16 protein-coding genes and 1 pseudogene are annotated in these 20,880 nt (G+C 70.4%); 9 read left to right on the top strand and 8 right to left on the bottom strand.

Annotation, left to right across the window (positions count from 1 at the left end; genetic code table 11):
• Positions 1 to 2: 2 nt before the first annotated feature.
• From CRYAR_RS51035 to CRYAR_RS34840, 3 genes are all read right to left on the bottom strand, one after another.
• Complete coding sequence (locus CRYAR_RS51035; RefSeq protein WP_084702029.1) at positions 3 to 203, bottom strand: DUF397 domain-containing protein; 201 nt, start codon at positions 201 to 203, stop codon at positions 3 to 5.
• A 626-nt stretch (positions 204 to 829) separates the two neighbouring features.
• Positions 830 to 1,027 carry a DUF397 domain-containing protein gene (locus tag CRYAR_RS46305; RefSeq protein ID WP_084701364.1) on the bottom strand — a complete coding sequence of 66 codons (198 nt, stop codon included), beginning with the start codon at positions 1,025 to 1,027 and terminating at the stop codon, positions 830 to 832.
• An 875-nt stretch (positions 1,028 to 1,902) separates the two neighbouring features.
• Complete coding sequence (locus CRYAR_RS34840) at positions 1,903 to 2,175, bottom strand: hypothetical protein (RefSeq protein WP_035857442.1); 273 nt, start codon at positions 2,173 to 2,175, stop codon at positions 1,903 to 1,905.
• A gap of 107 nt (positions 2,176 to 2,282) precedes the next feature.
• On the opposite strand from CRYAR_RS34840, the gene CRYAR_RS34835 reads away from it, so the two are divergent.
• Genes CRYAR_RS34835 through CRYAR_RS34825 form a run of 3 tightly spaced genes read left to right on the top strand, consistent with a single transcriptional unit; the run spans position 2,283 to position 4,993 of the window.
• A complete protein-coding gene (locus CRYAR_RS34835; RefSeq protein ID WP_035857441.1) occupies positions 2,283 to 3,425 on the top strand; it encodes an alkane 1-monooxygenase in 1,143 nt (380 codons plus the stop codon).
• Entirely contained in the window at positions 3,415 to 4,017 is a 603-nt protein-coding gene (locus tag CRYAR_RS34830; RefSeq protein WP_157018291.1) for a TetR/AcrR family transcriptional regulator, read from the top strand. Before CRYAR_RS34835 ends, CRYAR_RS34830 begins: the two co-directional genes overlap by 11 nt.
• Positions 4,018 to 4,045: 28 nt before the next feature.
• Positions 4,046 to 4,993, top strand: a complete 948-nt coding sequence (locus CRYAR_RS34825; RefSeq protein ID WP_035857440.1) for a zinc-binding dehydrogenase — start codon at positions 4,046 to 4,048, stop codon at positions 4,991 to 4,993.
• A gap of 42 nt (positions 4,994 to 5,035) precedes the next feature.
• Here CRYAR_RS34825 and CRYAR_RS34820 read toward each other — a convergent pair whose 3' ends face one another.
• The 5 genes from CRYAR_RS34820 to CRYAR_RS34800 all read right to left on the bottom strand — a co-directional run bounded on the left by CRYAR_RS34820 (position 5,036) and on the right by CRYAR_RS34800 (position 11,802).
• A complete protein-coding gene (locus CRYAR_RS34820) occupies positions 5,036 to 5,752 on the bottom strand; it encodes a hypothetical protein (RefSeq protein WP_157018290.1) in 717 nt (238 codons plus the stop codon).
• A 54-nt stretch (positions 5,753 to 5,806) separates the two neighbouring features.
• A complete protein-coding gene (locus tag CRYAR_RS34815) occupies positions 5,807 to 5,986 on the bottom strand; it encodes a DUF6104 family protein (protein ID WP_035857438.1) in 180 nt (59 codons plus the stop codon).
• A gap of 2 nt (positions 5,987 to 5,988) precedes the next feature.
• Entirely contained in the window at positions 5,989 to 9,858 is a 3,870-nt protein-coding gene (locus tag CRYAR_RS34810; protein ID WP_035857436.1) for a multifunctional oxoglutarate decarboxylase/oxoglutarate dehydrogenase thiamine pyrophosphate-binding subunit/dihydrolipoyllysine-residue succinyltransferase subunit, read from the bottom strand.
• A 232-nt stretch (positions 9,859 to 10,090) separates the two neighbouring features.
• Complete coding sequence (locus tag CRYAR_RS34805) at positions 10,091 to 10,882, bottom strand: ABC transporter permease (RefSeq protein ID WP_035857435.1); 792 nt, start codon at positions 10,880 to 10,882, stop codon at positions 10,091 to 10,093.
• Positions 10,879 to 11,802 carry an ABC transporter ATP-binding protein gene (locus CRYAR_RS34800; RefSeq protein WP_035857434.1) on the bottom strand — a complete coding sequence of 308 codons (924 nt, stop codon included), beginning with the start codon at positions 11,800 to 11,802 and terminating at the stop codon, positions 10,879 to 10,881. The genes CRYAR_RS34805 and CRYAR_RS34800 overlap by 4 nt, the downstream gene beginning before the upstream one ends.
• 175 nt (positions 11,803 to 11,977) lie before the next feature.
• Here CRYAR_RS34800 and CRYAR_RS44050 point away from each other — a divergent pair, with 175 nt between their 5' ends.
• The 6 genes and pseudogenes from CRYAR_RS44050 (at position 11,978) to cydD (ending at position 20,880) form a co-directional block, all read left to right on the top strand.
• A complete protein-coding gene (locus tag CRYAR_RS44050; RefSeq protein ID WP_084701360.1) occupies positions 11,978 to 12,679 on the top strand; it encodes a hypothetical protein in 702 nt (233 codons plus the stop codon).
• 51 nt (positions 12,680 to 12,730) lie between these two features.
• Positions 12,731 to 14,443, top strand: a complete 1,713-nt coding sequence (locus tag CRYAR_RS34790) for an MFS transporter (protein WP_035857433.1) — start codon at positions 12,731 to 12,733, stop codon at positions 14,441 to 14,443.
• Positions 14,440 to 14,874 (top strand): MarR family winged helix-turn-helix transcriptional regulator, encoded by a 435-nt coding sequence (locus CRYAR_RS34785; RefSeq protein WP_035857432.1) that lies wholly within the window; start codon positions 14,440 to 14,442, stop codon positions 14,872 to 14,874. Before CRYAR_RS34790 ends, CRYAR_RS34785 begins: the two co-directional genes overlap by 4 nt.
• A 150-nt stretch (positions 14,875 to 15,024) precedes the next feature.
• Complete coding sequence (locus CRYAR_RS34780; RefSeq protein WP_035857431.1) at positions 15,025 to 16,488, top strand: cytochrome ubiquinol oxidase subunit I; 1,464 nt, start codon at positions 15,025 to 15,027, stop codon at positions 16,486 to 16,488.
• Between the two features lie 12 nt (positions 16,489 to 16,500).
• Positions 16,501 to 17,529: a cytochrome d ubiquinol oxidase subunit II gene (gene cydB, locus CRYAR_RS34775; protein WP_035857430.1), complete on the top strand. Its 1,029-nt coding sequence runs from the start codon at positions 16,501 to 16,503 to the stop codon at positions 17,527 to 17,529.
• Positions 17,526 to 20,880, top strand: a pseudogene (gene cydD, locus CRYAR_RS51030) (thiol reductant ABC exporter subunit CydD). Before cydB ends, cydD begins: the two are co-directional and overlap by 4 nt.

Genomic DNA, 20,880 nt, shown 5'->3' with positions numbered 1-20,880 from the left:
GCTCAGCCCAGTTCGCCGCTCTTCAGGCCGGCGATGAACGACGTCCAGGCGGCGCCGGGTAACCGCAGCCTGGACGTGCTCGGGTTCTTGGAGTCCCGGACCAGTACATGGCCACTCGCCGGGTCGGGAGCTACCTCGACGCAGTTACCAATTCCGCTGTAGGAGCTCTTTCGCCAGTTGGAGCACGAATCTTTCGTATCCACTCGACGGATCACCTTTCGAATCAACCGGAACTGGACTTTGATCTTGGTGTCCGAGTTCGGGACGGACCGGACCGTGGGGCTCAGCGCGACCCGCCGGATGGCCGACAATCGCCGGTAGGCGGGCGGCGGCACTCGACGGCTGGGCTGACGTCTGGCCGGGGTATCCGATTCACGCGGGCGCCACTGTGCATCCTCGTCATGCGCAACGACGCCTTATCGAGTTACCTGCTCGATGGGTGCCGGCACCCCGCATCGCATTCGCGGCTCCCTCCTTCGCCAGGATGGAACTAGCCTGACGGTGATCGCTGAACCAGGCACTTTTCCACCGATCGGCGGATCACACTTCAGTATGCATGCCGCGCGGCTTCGGAGCGTGGCCCAACGGATAATTGCCGAGGGTTGTCCCATCCTTCTCGATACGGACATAAGGCTCTGTCCGGGCGGAAGGGATCGGCAAAACAACTGCTCCTGGCACCAGAGGTGCCAGGAGCAGTGAGTTCACGGTCGGGTGGACCCTAGGGATCCTTCAGGCATGTGCTGCAGCAGACCAGGTCTGTCGGCCCAGGGCGTGGCTTCGAGTGGGCTTGGGGTGCGAATCCCACCCAGAGCCGGCAGGCGCTAGATGGTCAGTGCAGATCGGCCGATTTGAGGCCATCGATCCACCGTTGAAACACCGCAGGCGAGACGTGCAGCAAATTGCCGCCGGGGTTCTTGCTGTCGCGGATGTCAATGGTGCCAGAATTCGCGCGAATCTCGACGCAGTTGCCCACGCCGCTCGCCGAGGACTTCCGCCAGGTGTTGTCGATGGGGTTGTTGCTAGGCATTGGGAATGGGTTCCTTTGGCTAATTCATGAGTGGTGCCTGATGTTCACGTCGTACCGAGGTGCCATCAGGAGCGTTCGAACGAATGATGCTGGGACGGCCTATTGCCGTCCCGGCGCCCGGTTGTGGTGCCGATCGGACGGATCGGTAACACGAAACCGGACGCGATACGTGCCATTGGGAACCCGGTCAAAACGCGATACTGGTGACGACGCCATCGGGATCTCACGAGCCGGTGTGTTCGTCGGGGGTGCCCGCGGTGTTCAACGAACGAATCGGCCCCGGTCTCGCCTCGGACCGGTGGGCCCGGATCGGCGCTGGTGCGGGCGCGCGAGAAGAACCGACTTCCCTGGTGGGGAAGTCGGCGCAGGGGTACTAGGAGGTTCACTCAATGCCTCGGAGCGCGTTTCTTGTCGCGGGCGCGACACCACTCTCGTCAGGTCGCATGATGTCCCGGGAACCAGCGACTTGAGATGACTTAGCGGTGTATAGGCGCCTAACTCGCGTCGGCGGCAGGAGCATGTTGCAGACCGTATCTTGCACTTAGGTTGATTCGCAAGCCCAACTCGGTCACGGATCGCCACCAATCAGTGGAGGGCCGTTAGGGCTTCCGAGCGCTGATCGATCGCGTGCCGGAGGGCGTGGCCGACCGGGTCGGGCGACGAGGAAACCCTGCTAACGGATGCTTCCGTCGACGCTTCCCGGTGGACGACTTGTTCCGCCGAAGGGACGTCCGGTCGCGCTACACGACGGGGCTATTCGGCCGAATTTGTAACTCCCTGTGGATGGTTCCTTTCATTGAGGTGGAATCCCAACAAAGTCGAACACCTGGAGGCGAGAGTCGACTCGAGGGCAACCGTCATTGCCATATGCGTGTTCAGACGCGTGAGGTGCGGGTGGGGCGTTCGTAGTCGGTACCCCGCCAGAGTTTGCCGAGCACGGTGACGACCGGGATCAGCGCGATCACGCCGACGTAGTTCCACGCCCCGAGCGCCTCCAAGGGCGGTAGCGAGAGCAGCGTGTACGCGAGCAGCCAGAACGCGCTGAGGAACGTCAGGCCGCTGAGTAGCGCGCCCAGCCAGGGGCCGGACGGTCGGCGCCCACTCGGCGCGTACGGGCCTGGCTTTGTGACCTCGTCGCCAATTGACACGGCCCCTCCTCGTGACGGTTCCGCTGACATTTCGCGGGCTCTTGTCAGCGGAGTATCTCGGATGCCATCGTTCGTTGTCGAGGTTTCGGCGAGGAGAGGACCGTTCCATGAGCAGCGCATCGTGGCGCGATGGGCGCCGCTACCTGTGGCCGTCGGCGGTCATGGTTCCGATCCTGCCGTTCCTGAGCTACGGCATCGTGTCGCAGACCGGGGTCCAAGGCTGGTGGTGGCTCACCCCGGCGCTGGTGTTCGTGCTGATCCCGCTGGTCGACCTGGTCGGCGGCGACGACGTCGGCAACCCGCCGGAAGACCTGGCCAAGGCTCTGCAGGCCGACCGGTACTACCGCCGGCTCACGTTCCTCTACCTGCCGCTGCAACTCGGCGGGTTGGTGCTCGGCTCCTGGCAGTGGCAGCGCGGCGACCTGGGCTGGGTCGGCCTCGCGGGCGTACTCGTGTCGGTCGGCACCGTGAACGGCATCGCGATCAACGCCGCGCACGAGCTCGGGCACAAGCGCGAAAGTCTGGAGCGCTGGCTGTCGAAGGTCGCGCTCGCGCCGACCGCGTACGGCCACTTCTACGTCGAGCACAACCGCGGGCACCACAGCCGGGTGGCCACCCCGGAAGACCCGGCGAGCTCGCGGCTGGGGGAGAGCTTCTGGCGGTTCTGGCCGCGGACGGTGTGGGGAAGCCTCCGGTCGGCCTGGCACCTCGAGTTCAGCCGGTTCACGCTGCGCCGACGTACCCCGTGGACGTGGCGCAACGACGTACTCAACGCGTGGGCGATGACGCTCGTGCTGTTCGCGGCGCTGACCGTGGCGTTCGGCCCCGGTGTGCTCCCGTTCCTGCTCGCGCAGGCCGTGCTCGGGTTCTCGTTCCTCGAGGTCGTCAACTACCTGGAGCACTACGGGCTGCGCCGGGAGCGGGTCGGCAACCGGTACGAGCGGGTCGACGAACAGCACAGCTGGAACTCCAACCGGCTGGTCACGAACATGTTCCTCTACCAGCTGCAACGCCACAGCGACCACCATGCGAACCCGATCCGCCGCTACCAGATCCTGCGCACGTACGACACGTCGCCGCAGCTGCCGGCGGGCTACGCCACGATGATCGTCGTGGCGCTCTTCCCCCCGCTCTGGCACCGGATCATGGATCAGCGGGTGATCGACCACTACGACGGCGACCTCGACCGGGCCAACCTCCACGAGCCGGCGCGGGCCCGGCTGGCCGGTCGTGCGCTCGTTGAGCACTGAGTCGACCGGCCGACGCCGACACGCCGAGCGCGTCCGCGAAGGGATGCGCGAGGCCGTGTTCGACGCGGTCGAGGTGCTGGTGCGTGACCGGGGCTGGCAGCAGACCCGGATGGCCGACGTCGCCGACGTCGCCCGCGTCAGCAGGCAGACCGTCTACCAGCTGTTCGGCTCCCGCGAAGAGCTCGCCCAGGCGTACGTGCTGCGCGAGGCCGACCGGTTCCTCGGCACGGTGGAGGACGCGGTCGGCGCGCACGCGCCCGACCCGTACCGGGCCGTCGAGGCGGCGTTGGACGCGTTCCTCACCGGCGCCGCCGACAACCCGATGGTGAAGGCGATCCTCTGCGGCGACGACCTGCTGCCGCTGGTCACGACCCAGGGCCTGCCGGTGATCGAGCTCGCGCGCGAGCGGCTGATCGGGGTGATCGGCGTGCACTGGCCGTTGCTCGACGCCGGCGACGTGCGCCTGTTCGCCGAGACCGTCGCCCGGCTCGCGATCAGCCACGCCACGGTCGCCAGCGGCGACGCGGTCCGCGAGATCACCCGAGTGCTGCGCCCGTTCATCACCGAAGTGTTCGCCGCCTCACAGCGCTGAATCGAGTACCCGGCGGTAGCGTCGGGAGATGTTCGCCGCATACGCCGCACGTATCGATGACGCCGATCCGCTGTCCGCGCTCGAGACCGGCGAAGTGCCCGATCCGACGCCGCCCGACGGCTGGGTCGTGGTCGACGTCGTCGCCAGCGCACTCAACCATCACGACCTCTGGTCGCTGAAAGGCGTCGGCCTCGGCGCCGACGCGCTGCCGATGATCCTCGGCTGCGACGCCGCCGGGCGCGACCCCGACGGCAACGAGGTCGTCGTCTACTCGGTGGTGGCCGACCCCGCGTCGGGCAAGACCTCGATCCTCTCGGAGAAGTTCCCCGGGACGATCGCGGAGAAGGTCGCGGTGCCGCGCGAGTCGCTGGTGCCGAAGCCGGCCGAACTCTCGTTCGCCGAGGCGGCGTGCCTGCCGACGGCGTGGCTCACGGCCTACCGGATGCTGGTGTCCTGCGGCCAGGTCGGCGAGGGCTCTTCGGTGCTGGTACAGGGGGCCGGCGGTGGGGTCGCGACCGCGGCCGTGGCGATCGGTACCGCGCTCGGGGCCACCGTGTACGCGACGAGCCGGGACGCGACGAAGCGTGAGCGCGCGGAGAAGCTCGGCGCGGTCGCGCTGGAGAGCGGCGCGCGGTTGCCGCAGCGCGTCGACTGCGTGATCGAGACCGTGGGCGAGGCGACCTTCGACCACTCGCTCAAGTCGCTGAAGCCGGGCGGGCGGCTGGTGGTCTCGGGAGCGACGTCGGGTCACCTGCCGCGCGTCGACCTGCGGCGGGTGTTCTTCCTCGACATCTCGATCCTCGGGACGTCGATGGGCTCGCGGGACGAGCTGGCCGGGCTGCTCGATCTGTGTGCCCGCACCGGCCTGCGTCCGATCGTCGATTCCACGTTCCCGTTGTCGCGGGCGAAGGACGCGTTCGCGCACCTGCAGTCCGGTGACGTCTTCGGCAAGGTCGTCATCGAGAACGACAGGTAGTGGGCGGCGGCCCGCCGAGCGGTTCGGCGGGCCGCGCCGTTCCTAGGCCGCCTTGAGCTCGCTGATCATCGAGTCCAGGACGGGCTTGTAGTCGGCCGTCTTGGCGGCGGCATCGCCGCTGGTCACAGCTACGGAGAGCAGGTTGTGACCGACCCGGGCCTCGAACACCGACAGGTACACGCTGGCGCCCTGGTAGCTCGCCGTGAAGTGCACGCCGATCTGCTCGTCGCCGACGGGCAGCGGATCCGTGCGCTCCGCGGTCATGTCGAGCGCCGTCTCACCGTCGCTGGCGGTGAACTTCTTGCAGCTGTCGACGAGTTTCCCGGCGGCGAGCGGCAGCCCGCTGTCGGCCGCCTCTTTCCACGAGACGACCTGGAATTCCACGTCGGTGGTGGTGGCCTCGTTCGAGAACGTGACGGTCTGCCGGGTGGCCATCTTCGGCTGGTAGCCGGGGAAATCGGAGTCGAACTCGTTCATCAGCGGGGCGCAGGACGCCGGCGTCACCTTGGCCTGGGTGCCGTCGTCGCCCTCCGCCGCCGTCCAGCCCGATCCGGGCATGGCCGTGATCGCCGGGAGGGCCGCCTTCGCCTGCTCGGCGGTGAGGAGGCGGCCTTCCGGCTTCTCAGCAGGCGCTTCCGCCGCCGAGGATTCGACCGCTTTGACGTCAGCGGCGGGTTCAGGTTCGTCGGAGGAGCACCCGGAGAGGGCGACGCCGACCAGGAGAGCGGTTACTGCAAGTAAAGGACCCCGTGTAAGCACTGGGGCACCATAGTGGACGCCGTGCACAGCTGCTTCACAGCATCGTGCAACAAGTTACTCGTCTTCGTCCTCGTCGCTGCGGGCCACGTAGGTCGCGAAGCGTTCGATCGGGATCTCGAACTCCGGATTGAGGTCCACGAAGTCACGCAGCTGCTCGGCGAGCCAGCCGAGCGTCACGGTTTCTTCGCCGCGACGCTCGGCCAGCTCCTCGATGCCCTTGTCGGTGAAGTACACGCCTAGCCCTGGCCACCCGGCAGCGCGGCCTCGATCAGAGCCTTCTGCTCCTGCTCGTGCACCTTCGCCGACCCGACCGCCGGCGACGCCGCGGCCTTGCGCGACACCCGGCGCAGGCGGATGCCCTCGAGCTGCTCCAGCAGGTTCAGCGCGACGAAGCTCCAGGCACCCTGGTTCGCCGCCTCCTCCTGGACCCACACGTGGTCCTCGGCGTTCGGGTAGCGGTCCAGCGTGGCCCGCGCCTCGGCCACCGGCAGCGGGTAGAGCTGCTCGAGCCGGATGATCGCGACGTCGTCGAGCTTGCGCTGCGCCCGCGCCGCGGCCAGGTCGTAGTAGACCTTGCCCGAGCAGAGCAGCACCCGCTTCACCTTCGCCGGGTCGGGCTTCACACCGTCGAAGCCCGGGTCGTCGATCACCGGCTGGAACCGGCTGCCCTCGGTGAACTCCTCCAGCGACGACACCGCGGCCCGGTGCCGCAGCAGCGACTTCGGCGTGAACGCGACGAGCGGGCGGTGGATGCCGGACAGCGCCTGCCGACGCAGCAGGTGGAACCAGTTGGCCGGCGTGGTGCAGTCGACGACGGTCATGTTGTCTTCCGCGCACATCTGCAGGAAGCGCTCGATCCGGCCGGACGAGTGGTCGGGGCCCTGGCCCTCCTGGCCGTGCGGCAGCAGCAGGCCGACGCCGGAACGCTGGCCCCACTTCGCCTCACCCGACGACACGAACTCGTCGATGACGGTCTGGGCGCCGTTGACGAAGTCGCCGAACTGGGCCTCCCACAGCACCAGCGCGTCGGGCTGGGCCAGCGAGTAGCCGTACTCGAAGCCCATCGCCGCGTACTCGCTCAGCAGCGAGTCGTGGACGAAGAACCGCCCGTCGCCGTTGCCCGCCCGCGCGCCGAGCAGGTCGAGCGGCGTGAACTCCGAGCCGTTCTCCTTGTCGATCAGCACGGAGTGGCGCTGCACGAACGTGCCGCGGCGCGAGTCCTGCCCGGCCAGCCGCACGGTCTTGCCCTGCGCGACGAGCGTGCCGAGTGCGAGGATCTCGCCGAACGCCCAGTCGATGTTGCCCTCGCGGGTCATCTTCCGGCGCTTCTCCATCAGCGGCTTGACCCGCGAGTGCGGGTGGAAGCCGTCGGGGTACTCGACGTGCACGTCGCCGACCCGGTGGATCAGCTCCAGCGGCACCGCGGTCTCGACCACCTGCGACGACGGGTTCGACTGCAGCGTCGGCTCCCGGCGCGAGGTCTGGGTGGAGTCCTTGGTGGCGCGGAAGACCTGCTCGAGCTTGCCCTGGAAGTCCTTGAGGGCTTCCTCGGCCTCGTCGACCGTGATGTCGCCGCGGCCGATCAGCGCCTCGGTGTAGAGCTTCCGGACGCTGCGCTTGTTGTCGATGATCGCGTACATCTCGGGGTTGCTCATCGAGGGGTCGTCGCCCTCGTTGTGCCCCCGGCGCCGGTAGCAGACCAGGTCGATGACGACGTCCTTGTGGAACGCCTCCCGGTACTCGAACGCCAGCCGGGCCACCCGGACGCACGCCTCGGGGTCGTCGCCGTTCACGTGGAAGATCGGCGCCTGGATCATCCGCGCGACGTCGGTGGAGTAGAAGCTCGACCGCGAGTACGCCGGGGCGGTGGTGAAGCCGACCTGGTTGTTGACGACCACGTGCACGGTGCCGCCGGTGCGGTACCCGCGCAGCTGGGACAGGTTCAGCGTCTCGGCGACCACACCCTGGCCGGCGAACGCGGCGTCGCCGTGCAGCAGCACGGGCAGCACCGTGTAGCCCTCGAGGCCCTTGTCGAGCACGTCCTGCTTGGCCCGCACGATGCCCTCGAGAACGGGGTTCACCGCCTCCAGGTGCGAGGGGTTGCTGGTCAGCGACACCTTGATCGTGTGCTGCCCGTCGGGCGTCGTGTACTTCGACTCCGCGCCGAGGTGGTACTTCACGTCACCGGAGCCCTGGGTGCTCTCCGGGTCCATGTTGCCCTCGAACTCGTTGAACACCTTCTCGTACGGCTTGCCGACGATGTTCGTCAGCACGTTCAGCCGGCCGCGGTGCGCCATGCCGATGACGAGCTCGTCCAGGTCCTCCTCGGCGGCGGCCTGGAGCACCTCGTCGAGCAGCGGGATGACGGCCTCGGCGCCCTCGAGCGAGAAGCGCTTCTGCCCGACGAACTTCGTCTGCAGGAACGTCTCGAACGCCTCGGCCTCGTTCAGCTTCGACAGGATGCGCTTCTGCGTGTCGGTGTCGGGCTTGGAGTGCTTGACCTCGACCCGCTTGGCGATCCAGGCCCGCTCGGCGGGGTCCTGGATGTGCATGTACTCGACGCCGATCCGCCGGCAGTACGAGTCACGCAGCACGCCGAGGATCTCGCGCAGCTTCATCGTCTTCTGGCCGGAGAAGCCGCCGACCGGGAACGGGCGGTCGAGGTCCCAGAGCGTGAGGCCGTGCTCGAGGATGTCGAGGTCGGCGTGGCGACGCTGGCGGTACTCGAGCGGGTCGGTGTCGGCCATCAGGTGGCCGCGCACGCGGTAGGAGTGGATCAGCTCGAGGATGCGCGAGGTCTTGTCGATCTCGCCCTCGTGCACGGTCGTGACGTCGCGGACCCAGCGGACCGGCTCGTACGGGATGCGCAGCGACGCGAAGATCTCGTCGTAGAAGCCGTCGGCGCCGAGCAGCAGCTGGTGCATGCGCTTGAGGAACTCGCCGGACTGCGCGCCCTGGATGATGCGGTGGTCGTAGGTGCTGGTCAGCGTGATGACCTTGCTGATCGCGGACGCGGCCAGCTGCTCCTCGGACAGGCCGGAGAACTCGGCCGGGTACTCCATCGCGCCGACGCCGATGATGGCGCCCTGCCCCTTGGTCAGGCGCGGCATCGAGTGGACGGTGCCGATGCCACCGGGGTTGGTGAGGCTGATCGTCGTGCCGGAGAAGTCGTCGGCGGTGAGCTTGCCGTTCCGGGCCTTGCGGACGATGTCCTCGTAGGCCTGCCAGAACTGCTGGAAGTTCATCGACTCGCAGCCCTTGATGCTGGCCACGACGAGCGTGCGGCCGCCGTCCTTCTGCTGCAGGTCGATCGCGAGACCCAGGTTGACCTGGCCGGGGATGACCAGCGCGGGCTTGCCGTCCACCTCGGTGAACGAGTTGTTCATCTCCGGGTGGGTGGCGACCGCCTTGATCAGGGCGTACCCGATCAGGTGGGTGAAGCTGACCTTCCCGCCCCGCGAGCGGGCCAGGTTGGAGTTGATGACGATGCGGTTGTCGGCGACCAGCTTGGCCGGGACGGCGCGCACGCTCGTCGCCGTCGGCACCTCGAGCGAGGTCTCCATGTTCTGGACGATCCGCGCCGCGGCACCGCGGATCGGCTTCGTGGAGGGCTCGACCTTCTCCTCGGCGGGCTTGGCCGGAGCGGCCTTCGCCGGTTCGGCTGCCTTCGCCGGCGCGCCGGACGGTGGCGCGGGCTTCGGAGCGGGCTTCGGAGCGGTGCTCGCGGCCTGCGCGGCCTGGGCGGCCGGCTTCGACGCCGTGGTCGTCACGGTGGACGCCGACGGGCCGGGCTTCTGGGCCGCCTTGGGGGGCGTCGGCTTGGGGCCGACCTTCTGGGCGAGCGTCGCCGGGGTCGGCACGCTGCCGTTCGACGACGACGTCGTGCCGCCGGCTCGTCCGTCCGCACGGTCGGCGGCGGGCGCGGCACCGTTGTCGCTCGCCCCGCCGGTGGGCCGGTAATCGGCGAAGAACTCGTGCCAGGCCGGATCGACGCTGGCTGGGTCGGAGAGGTACTGCTGGTAGATCTCCTCGACCACCCATTCGTTGGCCCCGAAGGCCGCCAGGGAATCCTCGGTCTGCGTTGAGGTGCTGCTCTGCGTCGACACGGCCGCGTGTTCGCCTTCTTCTCAGCTACTCGTGCGTACGGTTCGTTCTTTTCGATGGAGTTCGTGGCACCCCATCACGGCACGGTAACCCCGCAGCCGCAACTGTTCAGGCTACGCCCGCATACGGGCCCCTGCCGAGCGTGCCCGCTGAGCGGAAGGGATGCCGAGTGCGAAATGACACTCGGTTTCCGCGCGTATCGCTGAACCGTATCGGTTCAGCGGCCGAGGCCCGTCAGCTGACGTCTCTCGCGGCCGTGACCAGCGTTCCGTACGCGGTCGTCAGGACGCCGTAACCGAGCAGTACGAGCGCGGCGACCCACCACGTCGGAACGCCGTCCGCGGGCACCAGCGACGTCATCGCCTGGGAGGCCCCGCCCGGCAGGTAGTACTGCAGGCTGCTGATCCACTTCTGGTCGAAGGCCGCCGCCAGGCGCGGGAACACCAGGAACGCGCCGAGTTCGCCGAGGTAGAGCAGGATCGAGGCGACGACGGCGAGCACCTGGTTGCGGAGCAAGGTGCCGAGCCCGACTCCGAACACGACCCACACCAGGTACGCCAGCCCGTTCAACGCCACCGCGCCGAGACCGGTCGACAGGCCATCGCCGATCGGGACGTCGAGCGCGGCGAGGATCGCGGATCCGCCGCCGACCGCGAGCACGGTGCTGATCACCCAGAACAGGAACGCGCAGGAAACCGCGGCGGCGATTTTCGCCAGCACCACGCTCCGGCGTTTCGGTGTGGCGAGAAACGTCGCGGTGATCGTCTGATGGGTGTACTCACTGGTGACGATCGTGACGCCGAAGATCATCGTGAGCAGCAGGCCGAAGTACTGGCCGGACGTGAACAGCGTTTCGGTGAAGTCCGGCGCGCTTTCCCGCAGATCGGTCCGGGGCGTGATCTGCGACTGGAGCACCAGGTACCAGAACAGCAGCGCGACGACCGTCACCAGCAGGACGCCGACCGCGGTCGACCAGCCGGCGGCGAGCGACCGGATCTTCAGCAGTTCGCTGTGGAAGGCCTTCACCGGATACCTGCCTGACCGTCGGTGAGCGCGAGGAACAGTTCCTGCAGATCGGACTGGAGCGGCGTCAGCTCGTGCAGCTCGACCCCGGCGGCCAGCGCCACCCGGCCGATCTCCGCCGCCGGTACCCGCTCCACCAGCAGGACGCCGGGCTCGGCGCCGGCGCGGATCGGGGCGCCCCGCAGCGCCTCGGCCAACCGTTCGGGGTGCGGTGTCCGCACCCGTACCCCGGACTGCGCCTCGGCCTTCAGCTCGGCGACCCGGGCCTGCCGCACGCTCCGCCCGGCCGCGATGATCACGACGTCGTCCACCGTCTGTTCGACCTCGCTGAGCAGGTGGGAGGAGACGAGCACGGTCTTGCCGGACGCGGCCAGCGACCGCAGCAGGTCGCGCAGCCAGCTGATCCCGGCCGGGTCGAGCCCGTTCGCCGGTTCGTCGAGTATCAGCACCCCGGGGTCCCCGAGCAGGGCCTGGCCGAGCCCGAGGCGCTGACGCATGCCGAGCGAGTAGCCGCCGACCCGCCGCCCGGCGGCCGGTGTCATCCCGACGAGTTCGAGCACCTCGTCGGCGCGGCGGGCCGGGAGCCCCGCCGCGGCGCAGAGCACGCGCAGGTGGGCGCGGCCGGTGCGGCGCTTGTGGAAGCCGGACGCCTCCAGCGCGGCCCCGACCGCCGCCAGTGGCCGGGGCAGCTCGGCGTAGCGGTAGCCGCCGATCGTGGCGGCGCCCGACGTCGGCGCGACCAGGCCGAGCAGCATCCGCAGCGTCGTCGTCTTGCCGGCGCCGTTCGGGCCCAGGAATCCGGTGACGGTTCCGGGCTCGACGGTGAACGACAGGTCGTCCACCGCACGGATCGAGCCGAACTGCTTCGAGAGGCGGTCGACGACGATCCGTCCTGGATGCGGGGTGGGTTGCACGGCGGTCAAAGTAGTGCCGCCTGGGCCGGGACGGAAGTGATTGGTGTTTCCAGCGGATTTCCTCGTATAGGCGTTGAGAAGCGGACTCCTCAGAACTAGCTCAGATATGCGGCCTCCGGGGCGATGCGCGCGGATGCTCTGCGGCAACGAGATGAACGGCTGGCGACTGTTTTGGGAGGTCTCCATGATCCGCTCGGAAGTCGAGGCGCTTCGCTCGGCCATGGTTCGGGCACCGCTCGACCCGGCCTGGGCGCCGTTCGAAGCCGCGATGCTGGTCCGGGCGGCGGCCCGGCCGGGGATCTGCCGATCGCCGGGAACGCGTCCGACCGTGCATCACCCCCGCTCGGAGCGCTGGGCCGACGAGCCGGGTCTGCTCGCCGAGTTCGACACCGACGCGGCCGCGAGCCGGCTGGTGTCGACGCTGGCCGGGGTGGCGCCGTCCGCGCTCGTCGAGTCCGGCTACCAGGGTGGGCGCCACCGCTACGAGATCCACCGGGTGAGCGTGCCCCGCGAGTTCGGTCCGCAGGTGCACGAGATGCTCGCCCGGTCCGCGTCGGCCGGCGCAGCCGCGCTGCGGACCGGAGGCGCGGCGCCGACCGCGCCCGGGCGACGCCGCCGGGACCTGGTGGTCGCGGCGGCGGCGTGGCGCGGTGCGCTGCTCGCAGTCGGTCCGGGCCGCGGGGGCCCGGACGGACTCGCGGTGCGCGTCGGTGACCCGTGGTCGGCGAGCACGTTGATGCGCGCGGCCGACCTGCTCCGGGTGCCGGTGCGGGCGGTGCGCCGGCCGGGCGGACAGCTGCTGACGGTGGACGGGCGGGCGGCGCTGGGAGCGCTGGTCTCGGTGGTCACCGGGGCCGGAGCGAGCGGTGGCGTGCTGGCCGGGTGAACTGCGTCACGGGAAATGATTAGTTAGCGTCAACCAACTAATCTGGGGCTCATGGCTCAGCCTGGCTACAAGTGGGTCGCGCTCTCGAACACCACGGTCGGCATGCTGCTGGCGACGGTTAACTCGTCGATCGTGCTGATCTCGCTGCCCGCGATCTTCCGCGGCATCCACCTCAACCCGCTGGACGAGCACAACGTCAGCTACCTGCTGTGGATGATCATGGGCTTCCTGCTCGTGTCCGCGGTGCTGGTCGTGACGTTCGGCCGGCTCGGCGACATGTACGGCCGGGTGCGCCTCTACAACCTCGGCTTCGTCGTCTTCACGGTCTCGTCGATCGCGCTCTCGCTGGATCCGGCGGTGGGCGACGCCGGTGCGCTCTGGCTGATCGGCTGGCGCGTGGTGCAGGGCGTCGGTGGCGCGATGATCATGGCGAACTCGACCGCGATCCTCACCGACGCGTTCCCCGGCCATCAGCGGGGGATGGCGCTGGGCATCAACCAGGTCGCGGCGATCGCCGGGTCGTTCATCGGGCTGGTGCTCGGCGGCCTGCTCTCCGAGTGGCACTGGCGGGCGGTCTTCTGGGTGAGCGTCCCGCTGGGCGTCCTCGGCACGATCTGGTCGTACCGGTCGCTGCGTGAGCTCTCCACGCGCGAGACCGACCCGGTGGACTGGCTGGGCAACATCACGTTCGGCGTCGGGCTCGGCGTTCTGCTGGCCGCGATCACGTACGGCATCCAGCCCTACGGCGACCACGCCACCGGCTGGACGAACCCGTGGGTGGTCGGCGGCCTGGCCGGGGGTGTCGCGCTGCTCGTCGCGTTCGTCGTCGTCGAGAGCCGGGTGAGGTTCCCGATGTTCCGCGTCGGGCTGTTCCGCAACCGGGTGTTCGCGGCCGGGAACTTCGCCGGGCTGCTGGCCGCGATCGGCCGCGGCGGCATGCAGTTCATGCTGATCATCTGGCTGCAGGGCATCTGGCTGCCGCGGCACGGCTACGACTACGAGTCGACGCCGCTCTGGGCCGGGATCTACCTGCTGCCGGTGACGATCGGCTTCCTGGTGGCGGGGCCGGTGTCCGGGTGGCTGTCCGACCGGTACGGCACGAGGCGGTTCGCGGTGGGCGGGCTGCTGCTCGTCGCGGCCTCGTTCGTCGGGCTGCTGCTCATCCCGGTGAACTTCCCGTACTGGGTGTTCGCGTCGCTGACGCTGCTCAACGGCATCGGCTCCGGGCTGTTCAGCTCGCCGAACACCGCGGCGGTTATGGGGTCCGTCCCGGCCGACCAGCGGGGCGTCGCGTCGGGGATGCGTGGCATGTTCATCAACGCCGGATCCGCGCTCTCGATCGGCGTGTTCTTCTCGCTGATGATCGCCGGGCTCTCGGCGCACCTGCCGCAGACGCTCTCCGGCGGACTGCGGGAACAGGGCGTGTCGTCGGGAGTCGCGGAGCAGGTCGCGCAGCTTCCGCCGGTCGGGACGTTGTTCGCGGCGTTCCTCGGCTACAACCCGCTCGCCGAACTGCTCGGGCCCACCGGCGCGCTGGACCAGGTGACCCCGGCCCAGGCCGCCACGCTCACCGGCAAGGAGTTCTTCCCGGCGCTGATCTCCGAGCCCTTCCACAACGGGCTGGTCGTGGTCTTCGTGACCGCGGCCGTCATGATGGTGATCGCCGCGGTGGCCTCCCTGATCGGCGGCACCCGCCGCCGCGCCGCCACGGCGCCGGCCGAGAGCACCCCGGAGGGCGCAGTGCCAGCACAGGTGACGTCGTGACAGCGCCGGCGCAGGAGAGCGTGACCACGCGGCTTCCGGTCGCGCTGGCGCGGCTGCAGCGGGCGCTGCGGCGCACGGAGCCGAGCGAACTGGGGCCCGGCTCGATCGCGGCGCTGAGCACGGTCCGGCGCGAGGGGCCGATCCGCCCCGGCGACCTGGCCCTGCGGGAGGGCGTCACGCCCTCGACGATGACCCGGATCGTGGCGCTGCTGGAGAGCAACCAGTTCCTCGAGCGGGAGAACGACCCGGCCGACCGGCGGGCGTACCTGGTGCGGATCACCGATGCCGGCGAGGCGTTCCTGACCCGGCTGGCCGGTGTCCGCTCGAAGGCGCTCCAGTCCGAACTCGACCAGCTCTCACCCGGGGACCGGGCGGCGATCGAGGCGGCGCTGCCCGTGCTCGAGGCTCTCGCCACCCGCCTCGCCGGCTGACCGCGAGCCCCGAGGAGCCCCGCCGCCGGCGGGGCTCCTCTTCGTGTGCCCAACACCACCTGACCCCGAGGTTGATGGTCAACCGTCTACGTGATGTAGTCATTTGTAGGACGTCTACGTGGCGTAGACGGTTGCGGATCGGGGACCGCCATGGACCAGCTCGACCTCGCCCGGTGGCAATTCGGCATCACGACCGTCTACCACTACATCTTCGTGCCGCTCTCGATCGGCTTGTCGTTCCTGGTGGCGGTCCTCGAGACCGCGTACGTCCGCACCGGCAAGGAGCACTACAAGCGGGCGGCGAAGTTCTGGGGCAAGCTCCTGCTGATCAACTTCGCGATCGGGATCGCCACCGGGCTGGTGCAGGAGTTCCAGTTCGGGATGGCCTGGAGCGACTACTCCCGCTACGTCGGTGACATCTTCGGCGCGCCGCTGGCCATCGAGGCGCTGCTCGCGTTCTTCCTCGAGTCGACGTTCCTGGGTCTGTGGATCTTCGGCTGGGACAAGCTGCCGAGGTGGGCACACGCCGCGTGCATGTGGGTGGTCGCGGTCGGGACGATGCTCTCGGCGTACTTCATCCTGGCCGCGAACTCCTGGATGCAGCACCCGGTGGGGTACCGGATCAACACGGAGACCGGGCGCGCCGAGCTCACCGACTTCCTCGCGGTGATCACGAACTCCACGCTGCTCTCCGCGTTCCCGCACGTGATCTTCGCGTGCTTCATGACCGCGGCCGCGCTGATGATCGGAATCGCGGCGTGGCACCTGGCGCGCGGACAGCACGTCGACGTCATGCGTCCGTCGTTGAAACTCGCGGCCTGGACGATGGTGGCCGCCGCGGTCGGCGTGGTGATCAGCGGTGACATGCAGGCCAAGATCATGACCGAGCAGCAGCCGATGAAGATGGCCGCGGCCGAGGCGCTGTACGACACGGTGGCCCCGGCGTCGTTCTCGGTGTTCACGATCGGCTCGCTGGACGGCAAGGACGAGGTGTTCAGCATCCGCGTGCCGCGGTTGCTGTCGTTCGTGGCCACGGGGAGCTGGGACGGCGAGGTCGAGGGCATCAACGACGTCCAGCGCCGCGAGGTGGCCACCTACGGCGAGGGCGACTACCGGCCCGTCGTCCCGGTCACGTACTGGACCTTCCGCCTGATGATCGGCACCGGCCTGGCCGCCGCCGCGCTCGCCGCCGGCCTGCTCTTCCTCACCGGCCGCCCGGGCCGCTGGCTCCTCCGTACGCTGCGCCGGCGTGCTCCGGGCCGCCGTGCCGCGGGCGACGACGGCTGGGGGAGCCACGTGCCGCGGTGGGCGTGGCGGGCGGCGGTGTGGGCGATCCCGCTGCCGATCCTGGCCAACTCGTTCGGGTGGATCTTCACCGAGATGGGCCGCCAGCCCTGGGTGGTCTACGGCATGCTCCGCACCGCCGACGGCGTCTCGCCGAGCGTCCCCGCCGGCACGGTCGCGATCTCGCTGACCGTGTTCACGCTCCTCTACGCGCTCCTCGGCGTCATCGAGTTCCGTCTGATCCGGACCTACGCGATGCACGGCCCCGAGGCGCCGCCGGCACCCGAAGAGGCCCGGCCAGAAGAACGTCGACTCGCGTTCGCGTACTAAGGGGAAAGAACCATGGAACTCACCACCGTCTGGTTCGTGGTCCTCGCCTTCCTCTGGACCGGCTACTTCTTCCTCGAAGGCTTCGACTTCGGCGTCGGCGCGCTGCTGCCGGTGCTGGGCCGCGACGACACCGAGCGCCGCGTGCTGATCAACACCGTCGGCCCGGTCTGGGACGGCAACGAGGTCTGGGTCGTGACCGCGATCGGGGCCACGTTCGCCGCGTTCCCGGAGTGGTACGCGACGCTGCTCAGCGCGTTCTACCTGCCGATGCTGCTGATCCTGGTCGCGCTGATCCTGCGCGCCCTCGCGTTCGAGTACCGCGGCAAGCGCGTCGAGGCGGCCTGGCAGCGGCGCTGGGACCGCTGTCTCGTCTTCGGCTCCGTCGTGCCGGCGTTCGCCTGGGGCTTCGTGTTCGGCAACCTGCTCGGCGGCCTCCCGATCGACGCGGACAAGGAGTTCGCCGGGAACGTCACCGACCTGTTCACGGTCGCCGGCCTCCTCGGCGGCGCCACGACGCTGACGCTGTTCGTCCTGCACGGCGCCGTGTTCGTCGCGCTCAAGACGCACGGCGAGATCCGGCACCGGGCCCGGGCGCTGGCCGGCCGGATCCTGTTCGGGGCGGTCCTGGTCAGCGGGGCCGGTCTGGTCGTCGCTCAGCTCGACCGGGGCGACCCGGTCACCTGGACCACCGGCGCGCTGGCCCTCGCCGCGCTGCTCGGGGCGGCCGCCGCCAACGCCCGTGGCCGCGAAGGCTGGGCGTTCCTCGGCACCGGCGCGGCGATCGTGCTCGCCACCGCGACGCTGTTCACGCTGCTCTTCCCGGCCGTCGCGCCCTCGGGACTGGCCGCGGCCAACGACCTCACCACGACGAACGCGGCCGCGACGCCCTATACGCTGACGATCATGTCCTGGGCGGCCCTGGTGTTCACCCCACTCGTGCTGCTGTACCAGGGCTGGACCTACTGGGTGTTCCGGCAGCGCATCGGCGTCCGCGACCTCCCGCCGTCGGCCGGGGCCGCGCTGGTGCGACACGCTCGATGAAGCCGCTCGACCCCCGTCTGCTCCGCTACGCCACCGCGACCCGGGTCTTCCTGGTCGTCAGCGTGGTGCTCGGCACGGCGTCGGCCGCGCTGCTGATCGCGCAGGCGACGCTGCTGGCGAGCGCGATCGCCGGGGTGGTCGCCGACGGCGACTTCCAGGTCGGCGCCGAGCTCGCCGGGCTCGCGGCGGTCACGCTCGGCCGCGCCGGTGTCGCCTGGGCGCAGGACACGATCGCCCACCGCACCGGGGCCACCGTGATCTCGACGCTGCGCCGGGCGCTGCTCGCCCACACGGTCGCGCTCGGGCCCGGTGCCACCGGTGAGCTGGCCACCCTCGCCACCCGCGGCGTCGACGCGCTGACCGGCTACTTCGCCCGCTACCTGCCGCAGCTGGTGCTGGCCGCGGTCGTGCCCGCGCTGATCGGGGCCCGGCTGCTGTTCGCCGACTGGCTCACCGCGGTGGTGCTGGTGGTGACCGTGCCGCTGATCCCGATCTTCATGGCGCTCGTCGGCTGGTACACGGAAGGCCGCACGAAACAGCAGTACGACGCGCTGTCGCGGCTGTCCGGTCACTTCCTGGACGTCGTCGCCGGGCTGCCGACGCTGATGGTGTTCGGCCGGGCCAAGGCCCAGGCGGAGACCGTCCGGCGGATCACCGGCGAGTTCCGGCGCACGACGATGGGGGTGCTCCGGGCGGCGTTCCTGTCGTCGCTGGTGCTGGAGCTGCTGGCCACGCTCTCGGTGGCGCTGGTGGCGGTGTCGATCGGGCTACGGCTGGTCGAGGGTGAGCTGACGCTCGAGACCGGCCTGCTCGTGCTGATTCTGGCGCCCGAGGTCTACCTCCCGCTGCGGCTGGTCGGGGCGCAGTTCCACGCCAGCACCGAGGGCCTGGAGGCGGCGAACAAGGTGTTCGCGGTGCTCGAGACCCCGCTCCCGCCGGCCGGCACCCGCACGACGGTGCCGACCGGTGCGCTCACGTTCGAGAACGTCACGGTCACCTACCCGGGGCGGACCGGGCCCGCGGTGCGCGACGCGTCGCTCGTCGTCCGGGACGGAACCGTCACGGCCCTGACCGGCCCCAGCGGAACCGGGAAATCGACGCTGGTGGCCGTTGTGCTGGGCTTCGTCCGGCCGGAGAGCGGCCGGGTCCGGATCGGCGACGTCGACCTGGCCGAGCTCGATCCCGACGCCTGGCGCCGCCACCTGGCCTGGGTGCCGCAGCGCCCGACGCTCGTCGCGGGCACGATCGCGGACAACATCCGGCTCGGGCGCCTGGACGCGACCGACGCCGAGGTGGCCCGCGCGGCCGCCGACGCCGAACTCGCCGACGTGGTCGCGGGCCGCCCGGCCGGGTTGGACACCGTCCTCGGCGAGGACGGTGCGGGGCTGTCGGCCGGTGAGCGGCAGCGGGTCGGGCTGGCCCGCGCGTTCCTGCGCGACCCGCGGATCGTCCTGCTCGACGAACCCACCGCGAACCTCGACGGGACCAGCGAGGAACGGGTGCTCACCGGCCTGCGCCGCCTGGTGGCCGGACGCACCGCGGTGCTCGTCGCCCACCGCCCCGCCCTGCTCGCCCTGGCCGACCACGTCGTGCGGCTGGGAGGTGACCGCGTTGCCCGCTGAGCCGACGTCACGGGGACGGCTGATCGCGGCCGGCGGGTTCGGCGCGGGGGCGCTGGGGTGCGCGGTGGCGCTGCTGGCGACGTCCGGGTGGCTGATCAGCCGGGCCTCGCAGCAGCCGCCGGTGCTGGAGCTGGCCGTCGCGGTGACCGCGGTGCGCGCCTTCGGCATCGGCCGCGGGCTGCTGCGTTACGTCGAGCGGCTGGTCGGCCACGACGCGACGTTCCGCATCCTCGCCGCGCTGCGCGGCCGGGTGTACGCCCGGCTCGAACGGCTCGGCCCCGCCGGACTGCCCGCGTTCCGGCGCGGTGACCTGCTCGCCCGGTTCGTCGCCGACGTCGATCAGGTCCAGGACCGCTACCTGCGGGTCCGGCTGCCGTTCGCGATCGCCGTCGTCGTCGGCGTGCTCTCGGTGCTCGGCGCGGCCGTGCTGCTGCCGGTGGCCGGAGCGGCGCTGGCGGTCGCGCTGCTGATCGGCGGGGTCGTCGTGCCGGTGCTGACCGTGCGCACCGCCGAGCGCGCCGAGCGCGCAACGGTCGCCGACCGGGCCGCGCTCACCACGTCGGTCGTCGAGCTGCTGCAGGGCGCCCCCGAGCTGATCGCGCACGGTGCGGCCGGGCCCCGCCTCCGCGCGCTCGACGAACTCGACCGCCGGCTGGAGCGCTCGGCCGCCCGGTCGGCCTGGGCCACCGGGCTGGCCGCGGCCCTGACCGCGCTCGCGACCGGCGGGGCGGTGCTCGCCGCGCTGGCCGCCGGCGCCGCCGCGGTCGAGGCCGGCCGTCTCGACCCGGTGCTGCTCGCGGTCGTCGTGCTCCTCCCGCTGGCCGCGTTCGAAGCGGTGACCGGCCTCCCGGTCGCGGCCCGGTCGCTGGCCGGGGTGCACGAGTCCGACGCCCGGCTGGCCGAGATCTTCGCCGCCGAGGCTCCGGTCGCCGCGGGCACCGAACGACCCGACGCGGTGTTCCCGCTGGTGCTCTCCGAGGTCGGGGCCCGCTGGCCGGGTGCGTCGACGGCCGCGCTCACCGACGTCGACCTGCGCCTGGAAGCCGGTCGCCGGATCGCCGTGGTCGGCGCCTCCGGTGCCGGGAAGAGCACGCTCGCCGCGCTCCTGGTGCGGTTCCTCGACCCGTCGGCGGGCACGTTCACGCTCGCCGGCCGCCCGGTGCAGAACTTCGATCCCGACGCCGTGCGCGAACTGATCGGCTGGTGCGCGCAGGACGCCCACCTGTTCGACACGTCGATCCGCGACAACCTGCGGGTCGCGCGCCCGGACGCCGCCGAGCCGGAGCTGTTCGCGGCGCTGGACGCCGCCCGGATCGCCGACTGGGTGCGCTCGCTGCCGTCGGGCCTCGACACCCCGGTCGGGGAGCGCGGAACGCAGGTGTCCGGAGGCCAGCGGCAGCGCCTCGCGCTGGCCCGGGTCGTGCTGGCCGGCTTCCCGGTCGTGGTCCTCGACGAGCCGACCGCGAACCTCGACCCGCCCACCGCCGACGCGCTGACGCTCGATCTGCTGGCCGCGACCGCGGGCCGGGCCACGATCCTGATCACCCACCGCCTGGCCGGATGTGAACACGCGGACGAAATCCTGGTGCTGGACGGCGGCCGGATCGTCGAGCGCGGAACGCACGATGCCCTGTCGGCCGTTGACGGTCCGTACCGAACCGCCTGGGAGCGCGAGCGCCGCGACGACGCCCGGTTCCCGACCGACGCCCCCGAACGAGTGGGAGACTGA

Source organism: Cryptosporangium arvum DSM 44712 (assembly GCF_000585375.1).
GTDB classification, from domain to species: domain Bacteria; phylum Actinomycetota; class Actinomycetes; order Mycobacteriales; family Cryptosporangiaceae; genus Cryptosporangium; species Cryptosporangium arvum.
This window is presented reverse-complemented; position numbering and strand designations above follow the sequence as displayed.